General features: G+C 60.1%; 16 protein-coding genes. 14 read left to right on the forward strand and 2 right to left on the reverse strand.

Annotation, left to right across the window (positions count from 1 at the left end; genetic code table 11):
- The first annotated feature begins 37 nt into the window (after positions 1–37).
- From ACYQ54_RS27895 to ACYQ54_RS27905, 3 genes are all read left to right on the forward strand, one after another.
- On the forward strand, positions 38–1,381 hold the full coding sequence (locus tag ACYQ54_RS27895; RefSeq protein ID WP_460088292.1) for an IS1380 family transposase: 1,344 nt from the start codon (positions 38–40) through the stop codon (positions 1,379–1,381).
- A gap of 512 nt (positions 1,382–1,893) precedes the next feature.
- Positions 1,894–2,418: a PAS domain-containing protein gene (locus ACYQ54_RS27900; protein WP_460088295.1), complete on the forward strand. Its 525-nt coding sequence runs from the start codon at positions 1,894–1,896 to the stop codon at positions 2,416–2,418.
- An 81-nt stretch (positions 2,419–2,499) separates the two neighbouring features.
- Positions 2,500–3,624 (forward strand): methyl-accepting chemotaxis protein, encoded by a 1,125-nt coding sequence (locus ACYQ54_RS27905; protein WP_460088297.1) that lies wholly within the window; start codon positions 2,500–2,502, stop codon positions 3,622–3,624.
- Positions 3,625–3,791: 167 nt separating this feature from the next.
- On the opposite strand, the gene ACYQ54_RS27910 is transcribed toward ACYQ54_RS27905, so the two are convergent.
- Both ACYQ54_RS27910 and ACYQ54_RS27915 read right to left on the reverse strand, forming a co-directional pair.
- Complete coding sequence (locus ACYQ54_RS27910) at positions 3,792–5,129, reverse strand: APC family permease (protein ID WP_460088299.1); 1,338 nt, start codon at positions 5,127–5,129, stop codon at positions 3,792–3,794.
- A 115-nt stretch (positions 5,130–5,244) separates the two neighbouring features.
- On the reverse strand, positions 5,245–5,451 hold the full coding sequence (locus ACYQ54_RS27915; protein WP_460088301.1) for a heavy-metal-associated domain-containing protein: 207 nt from the start codon (positions 5,449–5,451) through the stop codon (positions 5,245–5,247).
- 164 nt (positions 5,452–5,615) lie between these two features.
- On the opposite strand from ACYQ54_RS27915, the gene ACYQ54_RS27920 reads away from it, so the two are divergent.
- The 11 genes from ACYQ54_RS27920 to ACYQ54_RS27970 all read left to right on the forward strand — a co-directional run bounded on the left by ACYQ54_RS27920 (position 5,616) and on the right by ACYQ54_RS27970 (position 14,071).
- Entirely contained in the window at positions 5,616–8,123 is a 2,508-nt protein-coding gene (locus ACYQ54_RS27920) for a heavy metal translocating P-type ATPase (RefSeq protein ID WP_460088304.1), read from the forward strand.
- Between the two features lie 11 nt (positions 8,124–8,134).
- Positions 8,135–8,536: a Cu(I)-responsive transcriptional regulator gene (gene cueR, locus ACYQ54_RS27925; RefSeq protein ID WP_460088305.1), complete on the forward strand. Its 402-nt coding sequence runs from the start codon at positions 8,135–8,137 to the stop codon at positions 8,534–8,536.
- Positions 8,526–8,945, forward strand: coding sequence for a c-type cytochrome (locus tag ACYQ54_RS27930; protein WP_460088308.1), 420 nt, complete (start codon positions 8,526–8,528; stop codon positions 8,943–8,945). The genes cueR and ACYQ54_RS27930 overlap by 11 nt, the downstream gene beginning before the upstream one ends.
- A 10-nt stretch (positions 8,946–8,955) precedes the next feature.
- The gene (locus ACYQ54_RS27935) at positions 8,956–9,312 is read left to right on the forward strand and encodes a hypothetical protein (RefSeq protein ID WP_460088309.1); all 357 of its coding nucleotides are present in this window, start codon (positions 8,956–8,958) and stop codon (positions 9,310–9,312) included.
- Between the two features lie 49 nt (positions 9,313–9,361).
- Entirely contained in the window at positions 9,362–9,976 is a 615-nt protein-coding gene (locus tag ACYQ54_RS27940) for a c-type cytochrome (RefSeq protein ID WP_460088311.1), read from the forward strand.
- Positions 9,977–9,979: 3 nt separating this feature from the next.
- Positions 9,980–10,870 carry a c-type cytochrome gene (locus ACYQ54_RS27945; RefSeq protein WP_460088313.1) on the forward strand — a complete coding sequence of 297 codons (891 nt, stop codon included), beginning with the start codon at positions 9,980–9,982 and terminating at the stop codon, positions 10,868–10,870.
- A gap of 4 nt (positions 10,871–10,874) precedes the next feature.
- Positions 10,875–12,269: a multicopper oxidase family protein gene (locus ACYQ54_RS27950; protein WP_460088315.1), complete on the forward strand. Its 1,395-nt coding sequence runs from the start codon at positions 10,875–10,877 to the stop codon at positions 12,267–12,269.
- A 65-nt stretch (positions 12,270–12,334) separates the two neighbouring features.
- Positions 12,335–12,679: a hypothetical protein gene (locus ACYQ54_RS27955; RefSeq protein WP_460088317.1), complete on the forward strand. Its 345-nt coding sequence runs from the start codon at positions 12,335–12,337 to the stop codon at positions 12,677–12,679.
- Positions 12,680–12,745: 66 nt separating this feature from the next.
- A complete protein-coding gene (locus tag ACYQ54_RS27960) occupies positions 12,746–13,312 on the forward strand; it encodes a L,D-transpeptidase (RefSeq protein WP_460088381.1) in 567 nt (188 codons plus the stop codon).
- Entirely contained in the window at positions 13,309–13,614 is a 306-nt protein-coding gene (locus tag ACYQ54_RS27965) for a hypothetical protein (protein ID WP_460088318.1), read from the forward strand. Before ACYQ54_RS27960 ends, ACYQ54_RS27965 begins: the two co-directional genes overlap by 4 nt.
- Complete coding sequence (locus ACYQ54_RS27970; protein WP_460088320.1) at positions 13,607–14,071, forward strand: DUF411 domain-containing protein; 465 nt, start codon at positions 13,607–13,609, stop codon at positions 14,069–14,071. Before ACYQ54_RS27965 ends, ACYQ54_RS27970 begins: the two co-directional genes overlap by 8 nt.
- Positions 14,072–14,077 lie beyond the last annotated feature (6 nt).

Below are 14,077 nucleotides of genomic sequence, written 5' to 3' on the forward strand. Positions count from 1 at the left end.
CCAATCCGTTCACCGCCTCTTTCGAGCCACACTCGCCATGACCGACGATACTTTGGTGCCGTTTGCTTTTCCAGCCGTTGGTCGGAAGAAGATCCGAGCTGCGTTCGACGGTGGCCGCATCACTTCCCACGGCGGTGTGATGCTGCTGGCGGTGGCCGAGCGGCGCCTGCAACTGGCCGACAGGCTTGCCGCTGCGATCCACGATCCGCGGGATCCGGGCCGGGTGAGGCATGCCTTGGCCGACATCCTGCGCGCTCGTATCTTCGCCATCGCCTGCGGCTACGAAGACGCCAATGATCTCGACCGGCTCCGTTTTGACCCGGCCTTCAAGCTCGCCTGCGGACGATTACCCGACAGTGGGCTCGACCTCGCCTCGCAACCCACCTGCTCGCGGATGGAGAACCTGCCCGACCTCAGGACCGTCATTCGCCTGGGCCGGGTGCTGGTCGACCTGTGGCTGTCGAGCTATACCGCACCGCCGGAAAGCGTCACTCTCGACATCGACGACACGGTGGATGTCGTGCACGGCCATCAGCAGCTCTCACTCTTGAATGCTCACCATGACGAGCGCTGCTTCCTGCCGATCCACATCTACGATGCCGCCACCGGCCGGCCCGTCGCCATGATCCTGCGTCCCGGCAAGACACCGGCGGGCAAGGAGATCCGCAGCTATCTGCGCCGCCTTGTCCGGATGATCCGGCGCGTGTGGCCGACAACCCGCATCCTGATCCGCGGCGACAGCCACTATGGCCGGGCGGAAGTCATGCAGTGGTGCGAGAAGAGTGATATCGACTATCTGTTCGGCTTCGCCGGCAACAAGGTTCTCAAGCGTCTCGTCGAGGAGACCGCCGACGACATTCGCACCCGCCGGGCACTGGAACACAAGCCGGTGCTGCGCGGCTACGCCGAAACCCGGTACGGGGCGAAGTCCTGGAAGGTGGAACGCCGCGTCTGCGCGCGCATCGAGGCGACGACGATGGGCCTCGACATCCGCTTCGTCGTCACCAACCTTGGTGAAGGCACCGCCGAGCACATCTACGACGTTATCTACTGCGCCCGTGGCCAGGCCGAGAACCTGATCAAGATGCACAAGAGCCAGCTCGCCTCCGACCGGACCTCCTGCCGCGCCCCGATCGCCAACCAGGTCCGCCTCATCCTGCACACCGCCGCCTACTGGCTGATGCTCACGATGCGCGATGCCGTGCCCGCAACAGACGGCCTGCACAAGGCCGAGTTCACCACCCTCAGGCTGCGCCTTCTCAAGCTCGGCGCCCGCGTCATCGAAACCGCCTCGCGCATCCGCATCGCCTTCGCCGCAGCCTGCCCCGAGGCAGAGATCTTCCGGCAACTTGCTGACGCCTTGCAGCCGGCCCCACCTTGAAAGCCGGGGCACAGATGCCCCCAAAGCCCACAACTGCCAAAATCAAACGCGTGCCACCAAGTCCCAGCTCAACCGCGGCGAAACAGACGCAACGGATCAACGTGACACGATATTGCTGGCCAGAAAAATTCACCGCTCATGAATAAGACGGGTTAGCGCATCAAGCGCTTACGACTTTCGTTTGAAGGCAATCGTGAAATACATAGTTATACTTATGTACCTCTAAATTGCTTTACGTGAACAGCATTGATTCAAAGTAGCTTTTTGTTGGCGAAAGACGAAAATCTTGTCGTAAAATGTCAAGTCGGCACCGAGATTTAACCCCTCGGTAATGAATATTCTACAACTTTTAAACAAATTTAGAAAGGGCGCTACGGCAGGAACTCAGAAAAGCCATAAAATCACGAGCCGCGTCAGATGACGCAAGTAAAAATCAAGTAATAGATTGAAGCGGTGTTCGATGGCCATTGCCCAGATTAGACTGAACGTGCCCCGTCGGCAGAGGTGAATAGATGTCCAAGGATGTAATCGTGACTGGTGTAGAACGGTATTTCGGAGAAGACGAAATCATTGTCAGCAAAACGGATCTGAAGGGGCGCATCACCTACTGTAATGACGTCTTCTTGCGAGTTGCCGGCTACACCGAAAAAGAATGCCTGGGCCAGCCGCATAGCATGATCCGTCACCCGGAGATGCCACGCTGTGTCTTTGACCTTTTATGGGAATTTATCCAGGACGGTCGCGAGATTTTTGCTTACGTGATGAACCGGTGCAAGAACGGCGATCACTACTGGGTTCAGGCCCATGTGACACCGAGCAGGGACCGGTCAGGAAACATTCTCGGCTACCATTCGAACCGCAGAGTGCCCGAACGGCATATTCTGGAAAACACTATCATGCCGCTCTACCGGGACCTTCTAGCTGTGGAGCGCCACGAGACCAATCGAAAGGTCGGATTGCAGTCGTCCCGGCAATGGATCAGCAACCTTCTTCAGGAGCACGGCATGCCATATGACCGGTTCATCGCCTGCCTCTGATCCCTTAAGGGAAATATACAACAATTTCTAAGAGCTGTTCTGCTGGGGGAAACGATGTTGATTGGTTCGAATAAAGCCGCGATGCGTAGGGCGCTAGACGTCGTGGAGCGCGTGGCAGAAGGTGATTTTGAAGCCCGGATACTCAATATTACTGAAGGTGGTGAGGCTGGCCGCCTGCTGCATGCCATCAACCGGATGATCGACAGAACCGATGCCTATGTGCGCGAAACCAAAGCGTCTCTCGAATATGTGGCTGAGAATAAGTACTATCGGCGTATTTCGACGCGAGGCATGACCGGCGCTTTCGGAGAGGCCAGCGATGTCATCAACAAAGCCATGCAGGCGATGGAGGACCGCGTCGGAGCTTTTTCGAACGTTGTCAGCAGTTTCGAGGAGCAGATGGCGGGAGTTGTCGGTGCCGTCGCATCGGCATCGTCCCAGTTGGAAGCGAGCGCCCGAACGATGAGCCAGTCATCGACGTCGCTGAACGAACAGGCCGTTATCGTCGCCTCTGCCTCCGAAGAGGCCTCCACCAATGTCAGCTCGGTTGCTGCGGCAACGGAAGAGATGACCCAGTCGGTCGCCGAAATCAACCAGCAGGTTAGCCATTCGGCCGGGATTACAAGTCAGGCGGTTGGCGAAGTTGACCAAGCCAATCGCGGCATTACTGCGCTCTCCGATGCTTCAGAGAAGATTGGTGAAGTGGTTTCACTCATCACCGAGATTGCAAATCAGACCAATCTTTTGGCGCTCAATGCCACTATCGAGGCCGCAAGAGCGGGCGAGATGGGCAAGGGATTTGCGGTTGTGGCTGCCGAAGTCAAGGATCTGGCTAGCCAAACGGCCAAGGCTACGGAAGAGATCGACGCTCAGATCCGGGAAATCCAGACTGCGAGCTCGGATGCGGTTGATTTCATCCGCTCCATCGGAACAACCATATCCCGTGTAGACGAAATCACCTCCGCCATCTCCGCCGCCGTCGAGCAGCAGGGAGCGGCCACCTCCGAAATCTCGCGCAACATCAATCAAGCGTCCATCGGCACAACCGAAGTTAGTTCCAGTATTGGCTCGATCAGCGCTGTTGCGGGCGAGGCCAAGCAGGAAGCCGATCAGGTGATGAAATCGGCAGAGGATCTCGCCAACAAAGGCCGCGTCTTGCGCGACGAGGTCGCCGGTTTTCTGGAGCAGGTCCGCAAGGTGATCTGAGGTATGCGACCGGTATTACCCAACCTTCCCAACCGCCCGATTTTTGATCCTTGGTAATCGCCGGCGTCTGGCTTCGTTGCCCACTCTGAACTGAGGGGCTGGAAGCTGCCCAAATGCTTCCAATACTGAACGATGTGGCATTTGTTCTGTTCACTAATTGTACTAGGTTAGTGTTGTCTGACGGGAAAGCAACGCTCTGCCCTCTGGTGCGGATCGGGTGGATTGAAGTGCAGGAAAGTTTTTACAAACGCAAAAACCACCGCGATGCCGGCGATGGCATAGACGACAATCGCCGGATCCTGCTGCCCCTTGAGGATTGCGAAAGCGGCCAGAACCACGATATCCAGTCCGATGGCCGTCAGCAGGATCCAGCCGCGCGCGCCGATGTCGCTGCGCAGATGCCTGAAGACGCCCCAATGAATGATGATATCCATGACGAGGTAAAAGAAAGCGCCGAGTGATGCGATCTGGCTGAGGTCGAAAAACACTGCGAGAACCGCCGCGACGACGACGGTGTAGACCAGTGTGTGATCCCGGATGACACCCGGCATGCCGAAATGGCTGTGCGGGATGAGCTTCATGTCCGTCAGCATGGCGAGCATGCGCGACACCGCGAACATGCTGGCGATCAGCCCGGAGGCTGTCGCGACAAGTGCTAGGGCGACGGTGAGATAGAATCCGACCGGCCCCAGCGCCGGCCTGGCCGCTTCGGCAAGCGCGTAGTCCTTCGCCTCGATGATCGTTTCGAGCGGCAGACTGGATCCGACAGCGAAGGCGACCAGCAGGTAGACAAGTATACAGATACAGATCGCGGCGATGATTGCCCGGCCGACATTGCGATGGGGATCGGTGATCTCCGCGCCGCTGTTGGTAATTGTCGTGAAGCCCTTGAACGCAAGAATTGACAAGGCCGTTGCGGCGATGAAGCCGGTGATTCCGCCATGGTCGGACACCTGGCCGGTCGCCTCGAAACTGAAACCGCCTGCCCAAAGGGCGGCAATACCGAACACGGCAATGCCCCCGACCTTGAGGATGGCCATGACCGTGGAAAACAGTCCGACGGATCTGTTGCCCGACGCATTGACCAGCCAGGAAAACAGGATGACGCCGACGGCGATCACGGGAACAGGCCAGCCGGAGGGGGCGAGATCAAAACCGCGCAGCAGATAGGTGGCGAAAGTGCGGGCGACCAAGCTCTCGTTGATCACCATTGACAGGGCCATGAGCAAGGCGGCCCCGGCCGTAACGGCCGTCGCACCATAGGCGTTCTGCAGGATCATGCCGATCCCGCCGGCGGAAGGATAGGCATTCGACATCTTGACATAGGTGTAGGCACTGAACGCGGTGACGACAGCGCCTGACACGAACACGAACGGGAAATTCGGACCGGCAAGCTCCGCGATCTGGCCGGTAAGGGCCAGAATGCCCGCACCGATCATCACGCCGGTACCCATGGCAACCGCATCGAAGAGTGTCAGGCTGTTTTTCTCGTATTCGGACGACAAGTCGGCCTCCCGTTATGACATTTGTCCTCGATGATCCGGGACCTGGAGGCGGCAACGGCAGACCATGCCGCCTGTCCGCCTTCGCAGGTCCCGGTCTCGAAATCCGGCCCGGGGATCAGCCCCAGACAGGCAGATGGCTGGCCTCGTAGCCCGCCTTGCGGATCGCCGCTTCGATGGTCTCGTGCGGTGTGGACGTGCCGATTTCGACGAGTTTGCCTTGCACGTCGCATGTGACATTCGCCGAGGCGTCGACGGTCTTGACCGCTTTTTCGATTGTCGCCGCGCAGTGACCGCAGCTCATTTCAGGAACGCTGAATTTCATGATTGGCTCCATCCGTTGATTGATTTTTTCAGTCCTTCTCTTTCCAGCAACAGGAAGGTCAAGCGAAAAAGTCTCGAAAAGAAATTTCCGAAACAGGCTTGACCTTCCAGTGACTGGAAACCCCATCTGAGGGAAATCGATCAATCCATTCCGGAGTTGGACCCATGTCCATCCATCGCAAAATCACTCTGTCGGTTCAGGGAATGTCCTGTGCTTCCTGTGTCGGGCGCGTCGAACGCGGTCTGTCGGCCGTCGACGGTCTTGAGGACGTTGCCGTCAACCTGGCAAGCGAAAGCGCCCAGTTCACCACCGCTCCGGACCATGTTGCCGCGGCCGTCGCCAAGCTTGACGAGCTGGGCTATCCGGCCCGCACGCAGACGGTGACGCTCAATGTCCAGTCCATGTCATGCGCCTCCTGCGTCGGCCGGGTCGACAAGGCCCTGGAGGCCGTGCCTGGCGTGCTGGATGTCAGCGTCAATCTGGCGGCCGAGACGGCAACCGTCACCTTTGCCGAAGGTGCGACGAGCGTTCAGGACCTGATGAAGGCCAGCGCCGATAACGGCTATCCGGCGAGCATCGCCGAAGCCGGCGCCACCCAGAACCGCAGCGAACGCAAGGCGGAGGAAGCGCGTGAGCTCGCCCGCAAGATGGCGATTGCCGCCGTCTTCGCCCTGCCGGTGTTCCTGATCGAGATGGGCGGGCATCTTGTCCCGTCGCTGCATCATCTGATTTCGACAACCATTGGCCAGCAGGCAAGCTGGTATCTTCAGTTTGCCCTGACGACAGTTGTTCTGTTCGGGCCGGGCCGCGCGTTCTACACCAAGGGCATTCCGGCGCTGCTGAGAGGCGCACCGGACATGAACAGTCTCGTGGCTGTCGGGACCGGCGCCGCTTATCTCTACTCCGTTGTCGCGACTTTCCTGCCGGTGCTCATTCCAGCCGAAGTGCGCGCAGTCTATTTCGAGGCCGCGGCTGTGATCGTTGTTCTCATCCTGCTCGGGCGCTTCTTGGAAGCGCGCGCGAAGGGACGCACGGGAGCCGCCATCCAGAAACTCTTGGGGCTCCAGGCCAAAACCGCTCGGATTCTGCGCGACGGCGAAATGGTCGAGGTGCCGATCGAGGCGCTTGCGATCGGCGATATCGTTGTTGTGCGTCCCGGTGAACGCATCGCCGTTGACGGCGAGGTGACCGAGGGGGCGTCCCATGTTGATGAGAGCATGATCACGGGCGAGCCGGTCCCGGTCGCCAAATCCGCAGGCGCTGCGCTGACCGGCGGCACGGTCAACGGTGCTGGCGGGCTCCAGTTCAAGGCAACACGCGTTGGCGCCGACACGACCCTGTCGCAGATCATCCGCATGGTCGAGGAAGCCCAGGGAGCAAAGCTGCCGATCCAGGGGCTGGTCGACCGGATCACGCTCTGGTTCGTTCCGGCCGTCATGGCGGTGGCGCTTGTCACCGTGCTGGTCTGGCTGTTTGTCGGACCGGATCCGGCCCTAACCTTCGCGCTGGTCGCCGGCGTGTCGGTTCTGATCATTGCCTGTCCCTGCGCCATGGGACTGGCAACGCCTACCTCCATCATGGTCGGCACCGGCCGGGCCGCCGAGATGGGCGTCCTGTTCCGCAAGGGCGATGCGCTGCAGCAGCTGGCCGACGTCGGCGTGGTTGCCCTGGACAAGACCGGAACCGTCACCGAAGGACGTCCGGAACTGACCGATCTGGTGCTGGCGCCCGGCTTTGAACGGTCGTTCGTCCTTTCGCGTATTGCCGCTGTCGAGGCGCGCTCCGAACATCCCGTCGCCGAAGCCATCCTGCGCGCGGCGCGCAACGAAGGCCTCGAGCTGCTCGAGGTGAGCGAATTTGCCTCGATCACGGGACACGGCGTCGACGCGGTGGTCGATGGCGCGCGCGTCCTGGTCGGCGCGGACAGGCTGATGGAGCGTGAAGGTATCGCGACATCTGCTCTGTCAGGGGAAGAAACCGGGTTGGCGAAACGGGGCCGGACGGCGCTTTATGCGGCCATCGACGGTCAGGTTGCCGCCGTCATCGGCGTCGCTGACCCGGTCAAGCAATCCAGCCGGGCTGCGATCGCGGCTCTCCATGACCAGGGCCTGAAGGTCGCGATGATCACGGGCGACAAGCGCGAGACCGCAGAAGCGATTGCCGCGGAAACCGGCATCGACACCGTGATCGCGGGCGTGCTGCCCGACGGCAAGGTTACGGCCCTGACCGGGCTCAAAGAAGGTGGCCTGAAGATCGCCTTTGTCGGTGACGGCATCAACGACGCGCCTGCCCTTGCCCATGCGGATGTCGGGATTGCGATCGGAACCGGTACGGATGTCGCGATCGAGTCCGCAGACGTGGTGCTCATGTCGGGCGATCTGCGCGGTGTCGTGAACGCCCACGAGGTGTCCCGCCGGACCATGCGCAACATCCGGGAGAACCTGTTCTGGGCCTTTGCCTACAACACGGCCTTGATTCCGGTCGCCGCGGGAGCTCTTTATCCGGCATTCGGTATGCTTCTGTCCCCCGTTCTCGCGGCCGGCGCAATGGCGCTCTCCTCGGTCTTCGTGCTGACCAACGCGTTGCGTTTGCGGCGCATAATGCCGGCCATGGACGAGACGGCTCCGAAAGTCGCCATTACCCCGCGCGCATCGACGGTGCCTGCTGAATAAGGAGAGGTGTCATGAATATCGGTGAAGTGGCCCGCCAATCCGGCCTCCCGGCGAAGACCATTCGCTACTACGAGGATATCGGCCTGATCAGACCGCTGAGAACCGGCAATGGCTATCGATCCTTCCAGGACAAGGATCTCCACCGGCTCGCCTTTCTCGGGCGCGCCCGAGCGCTTGGTTTCAGCATCGAGGAATGCCGCGCGCTGATGTCGCTCTACAACGACGAGAACCGTGAAAGCGGTCAGGTGAAAAGCCTGGTGGAACTTCATCTGGAAAGGATTGACGACAAGATCGCCCAGCTCCAGTCGATGCGGGCAACGCTTGCACACCTTGCCGATGCGTGCGCAGGCGACCACCGGCCCGAATGTCCCATTCTCGATGATCTTGCCGGAGTCCGTTCTGATGCAGTATGACAGACGTGTGATGCTCCTGCTGATTGCAGCTGTGCTGATAGGCGGGTACTTCCTCATTGACCGGAACAGCTCGGACAAGGAGGCCTCAGGAGCCCCCATGGTCGAGGTGACCCTGCCCCCGCTGGAAGGCGCTGCGGCGATAGGCAAGACGGTTTTCAACAAGAACTGTGCAAGCTGTCACGGAGTGAACGCGGCCGGTCAGGAAGGCATAGCACCGCCGTTGGTACACAAGATTTACGAGCCTTCCCATCATGCTGACGGGTCGTTTTTCCTGGCAGTCCGGCAGGGTGTTCGCGCTCATCACTGGCCGTTTGGCAACATGCCGCCGATTGAAGACTTGACCGAACGGGATGTTGGCCGGATTGTTGCCTATGTCCGCACGCTCCAGCGCGCAAACGGGATCCAGTAGGTCAGCCACGATGCATCGCCGTTCTATTTTCCCTGCTTTCTTCAGGACCGTTCTCGCGGCGGCTTTCCTGCTGGCAGGGGGGACGTTCAGCCATGTGTCCGCCGACATGCCTCACGACCATGCACATGCCCTGGAAGCGAATGTCGACGACCATCACGCGCATGCCGGCACCGTCCCGGACGGGCAGCATGCCGCCGAGCACGAGACTGTTCACTGCGGTGCCTATCTGCTGGCCCTGACCGCGGATGCTCATCTGTCGGTTCCCGATCTTGTGCCGGACACCGGCACGATCTCGCCGGTTTCGGTATATTCCAGAACGGCAAACCTGGACCCGCCACCTCCACGAGCTGTTCCTCTTCCCGCTTGAATTCTTCTTCGGCGACCATCGCCGATCAAACGGTTACAGGAACAGATTCATGAAATTCAGAGTCATGACCATTGCCGGCACCCTTGTGCTGGCCGGAGCCGCTGCGGCCCTGGCGCATGGAGGTGCCACGGGCATCGTCAAGGAACGCATGGACGCCATGGGGGCGATGGGGGATGCGATGAAATCCCTCACGTCCATCATGCGCGGCGAAACGGATTATGACGCCGAGACGGTGCGCAAGGGTGCCGAGGTGATCCAGTCCCATTCAGGCGAGGCCCTGACGAAGCTCTTCCCGGAACACAGCATCGAAGGGCCCTCGGAGGCCAAGCCCGAGATCTGGTCAAACTGGCAGGAATTCGAGACCCTCGCCGATCAGCTGGATCTCTTCGCCGCGGCGCTCGGCAAGGCCGCGGACAACGGCCTTGCCCATGGCGCCGGTGCAGGCGTGATGGGGCAGGAAGGCATGATGGGCGGAAACGCGATGATGTCCGAAGGCGGCATGATGGGCGGCGGCGCCATGATGACCCAGGGCGGCATGATGGGGACGGAAACGCCAATGACGGATCCCGAAATGCTGGCCCAGATGCCGGCAGACGGGATCTTCAACATGGTCGCCCAAACCTGTTCGGCCTGCCATTCCAAGTTCCGGGTCGAGAAGAAATAGGCGATGCGCTTTTGGCTCATTGCGGCAATGGCTGCTCCCGCGTTTGCGGGAGTGGTCCTTGCAGGGCTGCATTTCTGGCCCATCGGCCGTGCGGAAGCGGTCGAAAATCTCGAAGCCGACCCGGGGCGGGGTGCTTATCTCGCCAGAATGTCCGGGTGCATTGCCTGTCACACGAATGCCGATGGAGGTGGCAAGCCGCTTGCGGGCGGTGTGGCCTTGCCGACGGATTTCGGGACCTTCTATTCGCCCAATCTGACAACCGATCCCGAGCACGGTATCGGCGACTGGAACCTGGAGGATTTCGCGCGTGCCCTGCGCCAGGGGGTGGCCCCTGACGGAAGCCCCTATTTTCCGTCGTTTCCCTATCCGTTCTACAGCAGCTTGAGCGACCAGGATGTCGCGGATCTCTGGGCGGCGTTCAAAACCGTTCCGCCCGTTGCCGAACCTTCGAAGGCGCACGAGATGCTGCCGCCTTTCAACCTGAGGGCAGGGCTCAAGGTCTGGCGAGCGCGCTACCATGACCCGGCGCCGTTTTCGCCGAACCCGGAAAAGAGCGATCTTTGGAACCGGGGCAAGTATATCGTGGAAGGGCCGGCCCATTGCGGCGCGTGCCACACGCCGCGGAACCTGCTTGGCGCCCGGGAGGCGGAAATGGCCCTGCATGGTGCCGAGGAGCTTCCCGACGGCGGCAAATCGCCACCGATCACGCAAAAGGCATTGAAGGACGGCGGTTGGGCCATAAACTCCCTGTCATACGCGCTCAAGACCGGGATCACGCCGGACGGCGATGTCTTTGGCGGTTCGATGGGCGAAGTGGTTCGGGACGGCACAGCCTTCCTGACCGACGAAGACAGGAAAGCGATCGCGACCTATCTCCTGGAAAGAGAGAACTGACACCATGCTGACAAGGCGCAGAGTGCTTAAACTGGCCGGAGCGGGGGCGACAGCTTTGTCCCTGCCTCCGCTCCTGACCGCTGCCCGGGCGTCCGACGGGTTTCTGGAACTGACTGCCGGGCCCTCCCGCAAGAAACTCTACCGCGACGATGCTTCTGCGTCCGAACTCTGGACCTATAACGGCACCGCACCCGGACCTGAAGTCCGGGTGCGGGTGGGTGAGACCGTGAAGGTGCGGCTCATCAACAATCTCGAGGAACCGACCTCCATCCACTGGCACGGAATCAGGATCGATAACGCGATGGACGGCGTCGCCGGGCTGACGCAGCCCGCGGTGCCGCCCGGTGAGAGCTTCGACTACGAGTTCGTCGTGCCGGATGCCGGAACCTACTGGTATCATGCGCACAACAAGAGCTGGAACCAGGTTGCGCGCGGGCTCTACGGCCCGTTGATCGTGGATGAAGGCGAGCCCGCCTTCAGCCGGGAGAACGATCTGACGCTGGTGATCGACGACTGGCGGCTCAACCGGGACGGCAGCCTCGACCTCGCCAGTCTCGGTCATCTGATGGACTGGAGCCATGGCGGCCGGTTCGGCAACTGGCTGACGGTGAACGGCGAAAGCAATCCGGAACTTCAGCTGGTTCGCGGACAGGCCACGCGTCTCAGGCTGATCAATGCGGCAAATGCCCGGATTTTCGAGATCGACCCGGGACGGTTCAACGCGAAGATCCTGGCCTATGACGGCCAGCCGCTCCCGGAGCCCAGAACACCGGCCTATGCCCCAATGCTGCTTGGCCCGGCACAACGCATGGATCTTCTGGTGACACCTGACGATGACTTCTTGCTGGAGGAGCTTTCGGGAGACGATCCCTATCCCTTTGTCCGGTTCCGGACCGTCGAGGTGAACGGGACACAGCAATCAGCCGTGTCCTTGCCGCTGAACGCCATTCCCGAACCGGATCTGGACAACGCCCGGGTGGTGCGTGTCGACATGACCGGTGGCGCCATGGGCCGGATGGTCGAGGCGGTCTACCAGGGCAAGGTGCTTTCTGGAGAGGACTATCCGCGCACCAAGCAGCTCTGGGCCTTCAACGGGGTTGCCAACCTGGCCGAGGAACCGCTTTTGGCGGCCCAAAGAGGCGAGACGATCATCCTGGAGGTCTTCAACGACACCGCCTTCATGCATGCCATGCATGTGCACGGGCACCATTTCCGGGTGATCGAGCGAAGCGGGGCGACCATCGATGACGGTGATCCCTGGCGGGATACGTTTCTGGTCGGTCCCGAACAGACAGTCCGGATTGCCTTCGTGGCGGACAATTCCGGCAAGTGGCTGTTTCATTGCCACATGCTGGAACACGCAGCGGCGGGCATGAACACCTGGTTTGATGTCGCCTAGTGCGTTCACTCAAGTGTGTAGGTTCACGTATGGAATTGTTGAGGTTTATCAGGTATCCAGACGTCATGCGCACGTGGGTTTCGGTCTTTCTGATTGCACTCTTCGCAGTGGTTCATACCGCCACTGCGTTTGAACTTGATCATGTAGAGACGCCGGCGCTTTCACATCAGCTCGAAGCGAATACAACGGCGCAGGCGTTCGCCAGCGCTCACCCCATGAAGTGCTGCGAGCAAGGCGGCGAACAAACCGAAACCCAGAAAGCATCGCATTGCAGTTCGGATTGCGTCTCTTACCTTGGCACGCATGCCGCCGCCCTGCCGCAGGTCAGGATTATCCCTGAACTTTGGCGGCCGGCTGAATTCTTTGCATGCAAACCTTCGCCGGAAAACCGGCCTCCAAGACAGATCTGATCAGGTGCCTGCGCTCTGGTCAGCGAGGACCGAGTGCGTGAAACCAATCTGTATTGGAGTAAAACAATGCTATCCAGGCGAGGCCTGATTTTTGGCGCAGTTGCAACGTTGGGGGCCTCTATCACCCCAGCCTATGCGCACCAGACCGGAAATAACACCTTCAAGGTCGACCCGAAATTCGAACCACAATCCGTACGATATTTCTCCCATCCGCCCGGAACCATCGTGGTGGATACGGCTAACCATTTTCTCTATCTCGTTGAAGGGTTCGGAAAGGCAAGGCGCTACGGCATAGGAGTTGGCAGAGCCGGGCTGTCCTTGAAAGGCGAAGCGATTGTGGAGCGCAAGGCAAAGTGGCCCAGTTGGCGGCCGACCGCCAACATGATCCAACGAAATCCAAGGAAATATGCCAAATATGCTGGTGGCGTTCCGGGCGGTCCTCGAAATCCGCTCGGCTCGCGGGCCCTTTATCTGTATCGCAATGGCCGCGACACGATGTACCGAATCCACGGCACAACCGAACCATCCTCGATCGGACGGTCCGTTTCGAACGGCTGTGTTCGTATGATCAACGCGCATGTCGAAGATCTGTTTGAGCGCGTCCCATTGGGAACGAGAGTGATCATCCTATGACCAATCAAGCGACAAACACAGACCTCAAAAAGTCCGTTCCGCCGGTTAAAGCCACTGCAACGACATCTCTCTCCTCCGGGAAGCTACTGTCAGGGCACAACCTCTTCATGCTCGCATGCTGCGCGGCAATGGTGATCGGCACAGGTTTCCTGATTGCGGCAGCCCCGGCGGGACAAACCATCGGACAGACTCTGCTTTATGCAGCGCCGATGCTGGGTTGCATAGGCATGCATTTTGTCATGCACCGCTTCATGGGCAAGTCATGCCACGGCCACTCGAAACAGGAAATGAAGAATGACTAAAACAAGATTGGCGTTTCTGGCTCTGGGCAGCTTCGCAGCTCTGACTGCCAGCAGCATTGCTGATGACAACAACACCATTACGGTCTTCAAATCCCCTTGGTGCGGCTGCTGCGAGGTGTGGACGGACGCGGCGAAGGCCGCGGGATACAATGTTGAAATCGAAGACATGGAGGACTTGTCGTCCGTCAAGAAACAGGCCGGCGTCCCCGACGACATGCAGGCCTGCCATACGGCAGTGATCGGCGATGACCGGAAATACGTCATTGAAGGCCATGTGCCGTTGGAAGCCATCCAGAAGATGATGACGGAGCGGCCGGACATCCGCGGCATCGCCGTTCCGGGGATGCCACAGGGATCCCTCGGCATGGGCTTTGATCCCAAAGCCAAATACACGGTCTTCACCCTTGAAAACGACGCGGCCGACCAGCCGCAGTCCTTCATGAACATGGGTGAATGAGGTCTC

This window comes from Roseibium sp. LAB1 (assembly GCF_054658235.1).

What these genes read in the sequence shown, in the direction of transcription:
- ACYQ54_RS27895 (WP_460088292.1), top strand. Translation starts at nt 38, where the DNA reads ATGACCGACGATACTTTGGTGCCGTTTGCTTTTCCAGCCGTTGGTCGG.
- ACYQ54_RS27900 (WP_460088295.1), top strand. Translation starts at nt 1,894, where the DNA reads ATGTCCAAGGATGTAATCGTGACTGGTGTAGAACGGTATTTCGGAGAA.
- ACYQ54_RS27905 (WP_460088297.1), top strand. Translation starts at nt 2,500, where the DNA reads ATGCGTAGGGCGCTAGACGTCGTGGAGCGCGTGGCAGAAGGTGATTTT.
- ACYQ54_RS27915 (WP_460088301.1), bottom strand. Translation starts at nt 5,451, where the DNA reads ATGAAATTCAGCGTTCCTGAAATGAGCTGCGGTCACTGCGCGGCGACA.
- ACYQ54_RS27920 (WP_460088304.1), top strand. Translation starts at nt 5,616, where the DNA reads ATGTCCATCCATCGCAAAATCACTCTGTCGGTTCAGGGAATGTCCTGT.
- cueR (WP_460088305.1), top strand. Translation starts at nt 8,135, where the DNA reads ATGAATATCGGTGAAGTGGCCCGCCAATCCGGCCTCCCGGCGAAGACC.
- ACYQ54_RS27930 (WP_460088308.1), top strand. Translation starts at nt 8,526, where the DNA reads ATGCAGTATGACAGACGTGTGATGCTCCTGCTGATTGCAGCTGTGCTG.
- ACYQ54_RS27935 (WP_460088309.1), top strand. Translation starts at nt 8,956, where the DNA reads ATGCATCGCCGTTCTATTTTCCCTGCTTTCTTCAGGACCGTTCTCGCG.
- ACYQ54_RS27940 (WP_460088311.1), top strand. Translation starts at nt 9,362, where the DNA reads ATGAAATTCAGAGTCATGACCATTGCCGGCACCCTTGTGCTGGCCGGA.
- ACYQ54_RS27945 (WP_460088313.1), top strand. Translation starts at nt 9,980, where the DNA reads ATGCGCTTTTGGCTCATTGCGGCAATGGCTGCTCCCGCGTTTGCGGGA.
- ACYQ54_RS27950 (WP_460088315.1), top strand. Translation starts at nt 10,875, where the DNA reads ATGCTGACAAGGCGCAGAGTGCTTAAACTGGCCGGAGCGGGGGCGACA.
- ACYQ54_RS27955 (WP_460088317.1), top strand. Translation starts at nt 12,335, where the DNA reads ATGCGCACGTGGGTTTCGGTCTTTCTGATTGCACTCTTCGCAGTGGTT.
- ACYQ54_RS27960 (WP_460088381.1), top strand. Translation starts at nt 12,746, where the DNA reads ATGCTATCCAGGCGAGGCCTGATTTTTGGCGCAGTTGCAACGTTGGGG.
- ACYQ54_RS27965 (WP_460088318.1), top strand. Translation starts at nt 13,309, where the DNA reads ATGACCAATCAAGCGACAAACACAGACCTCAAAAAGTCCGTTCCGCCG.
- ACYQ54_RS27970 (WP_460088320.1), top strand. Translation starts at nt 13,607, where the DNA reads ATGACTAAAACAAGATTGGCGTTTCTGGCTCTGGGCAGCTTCGCAGCT.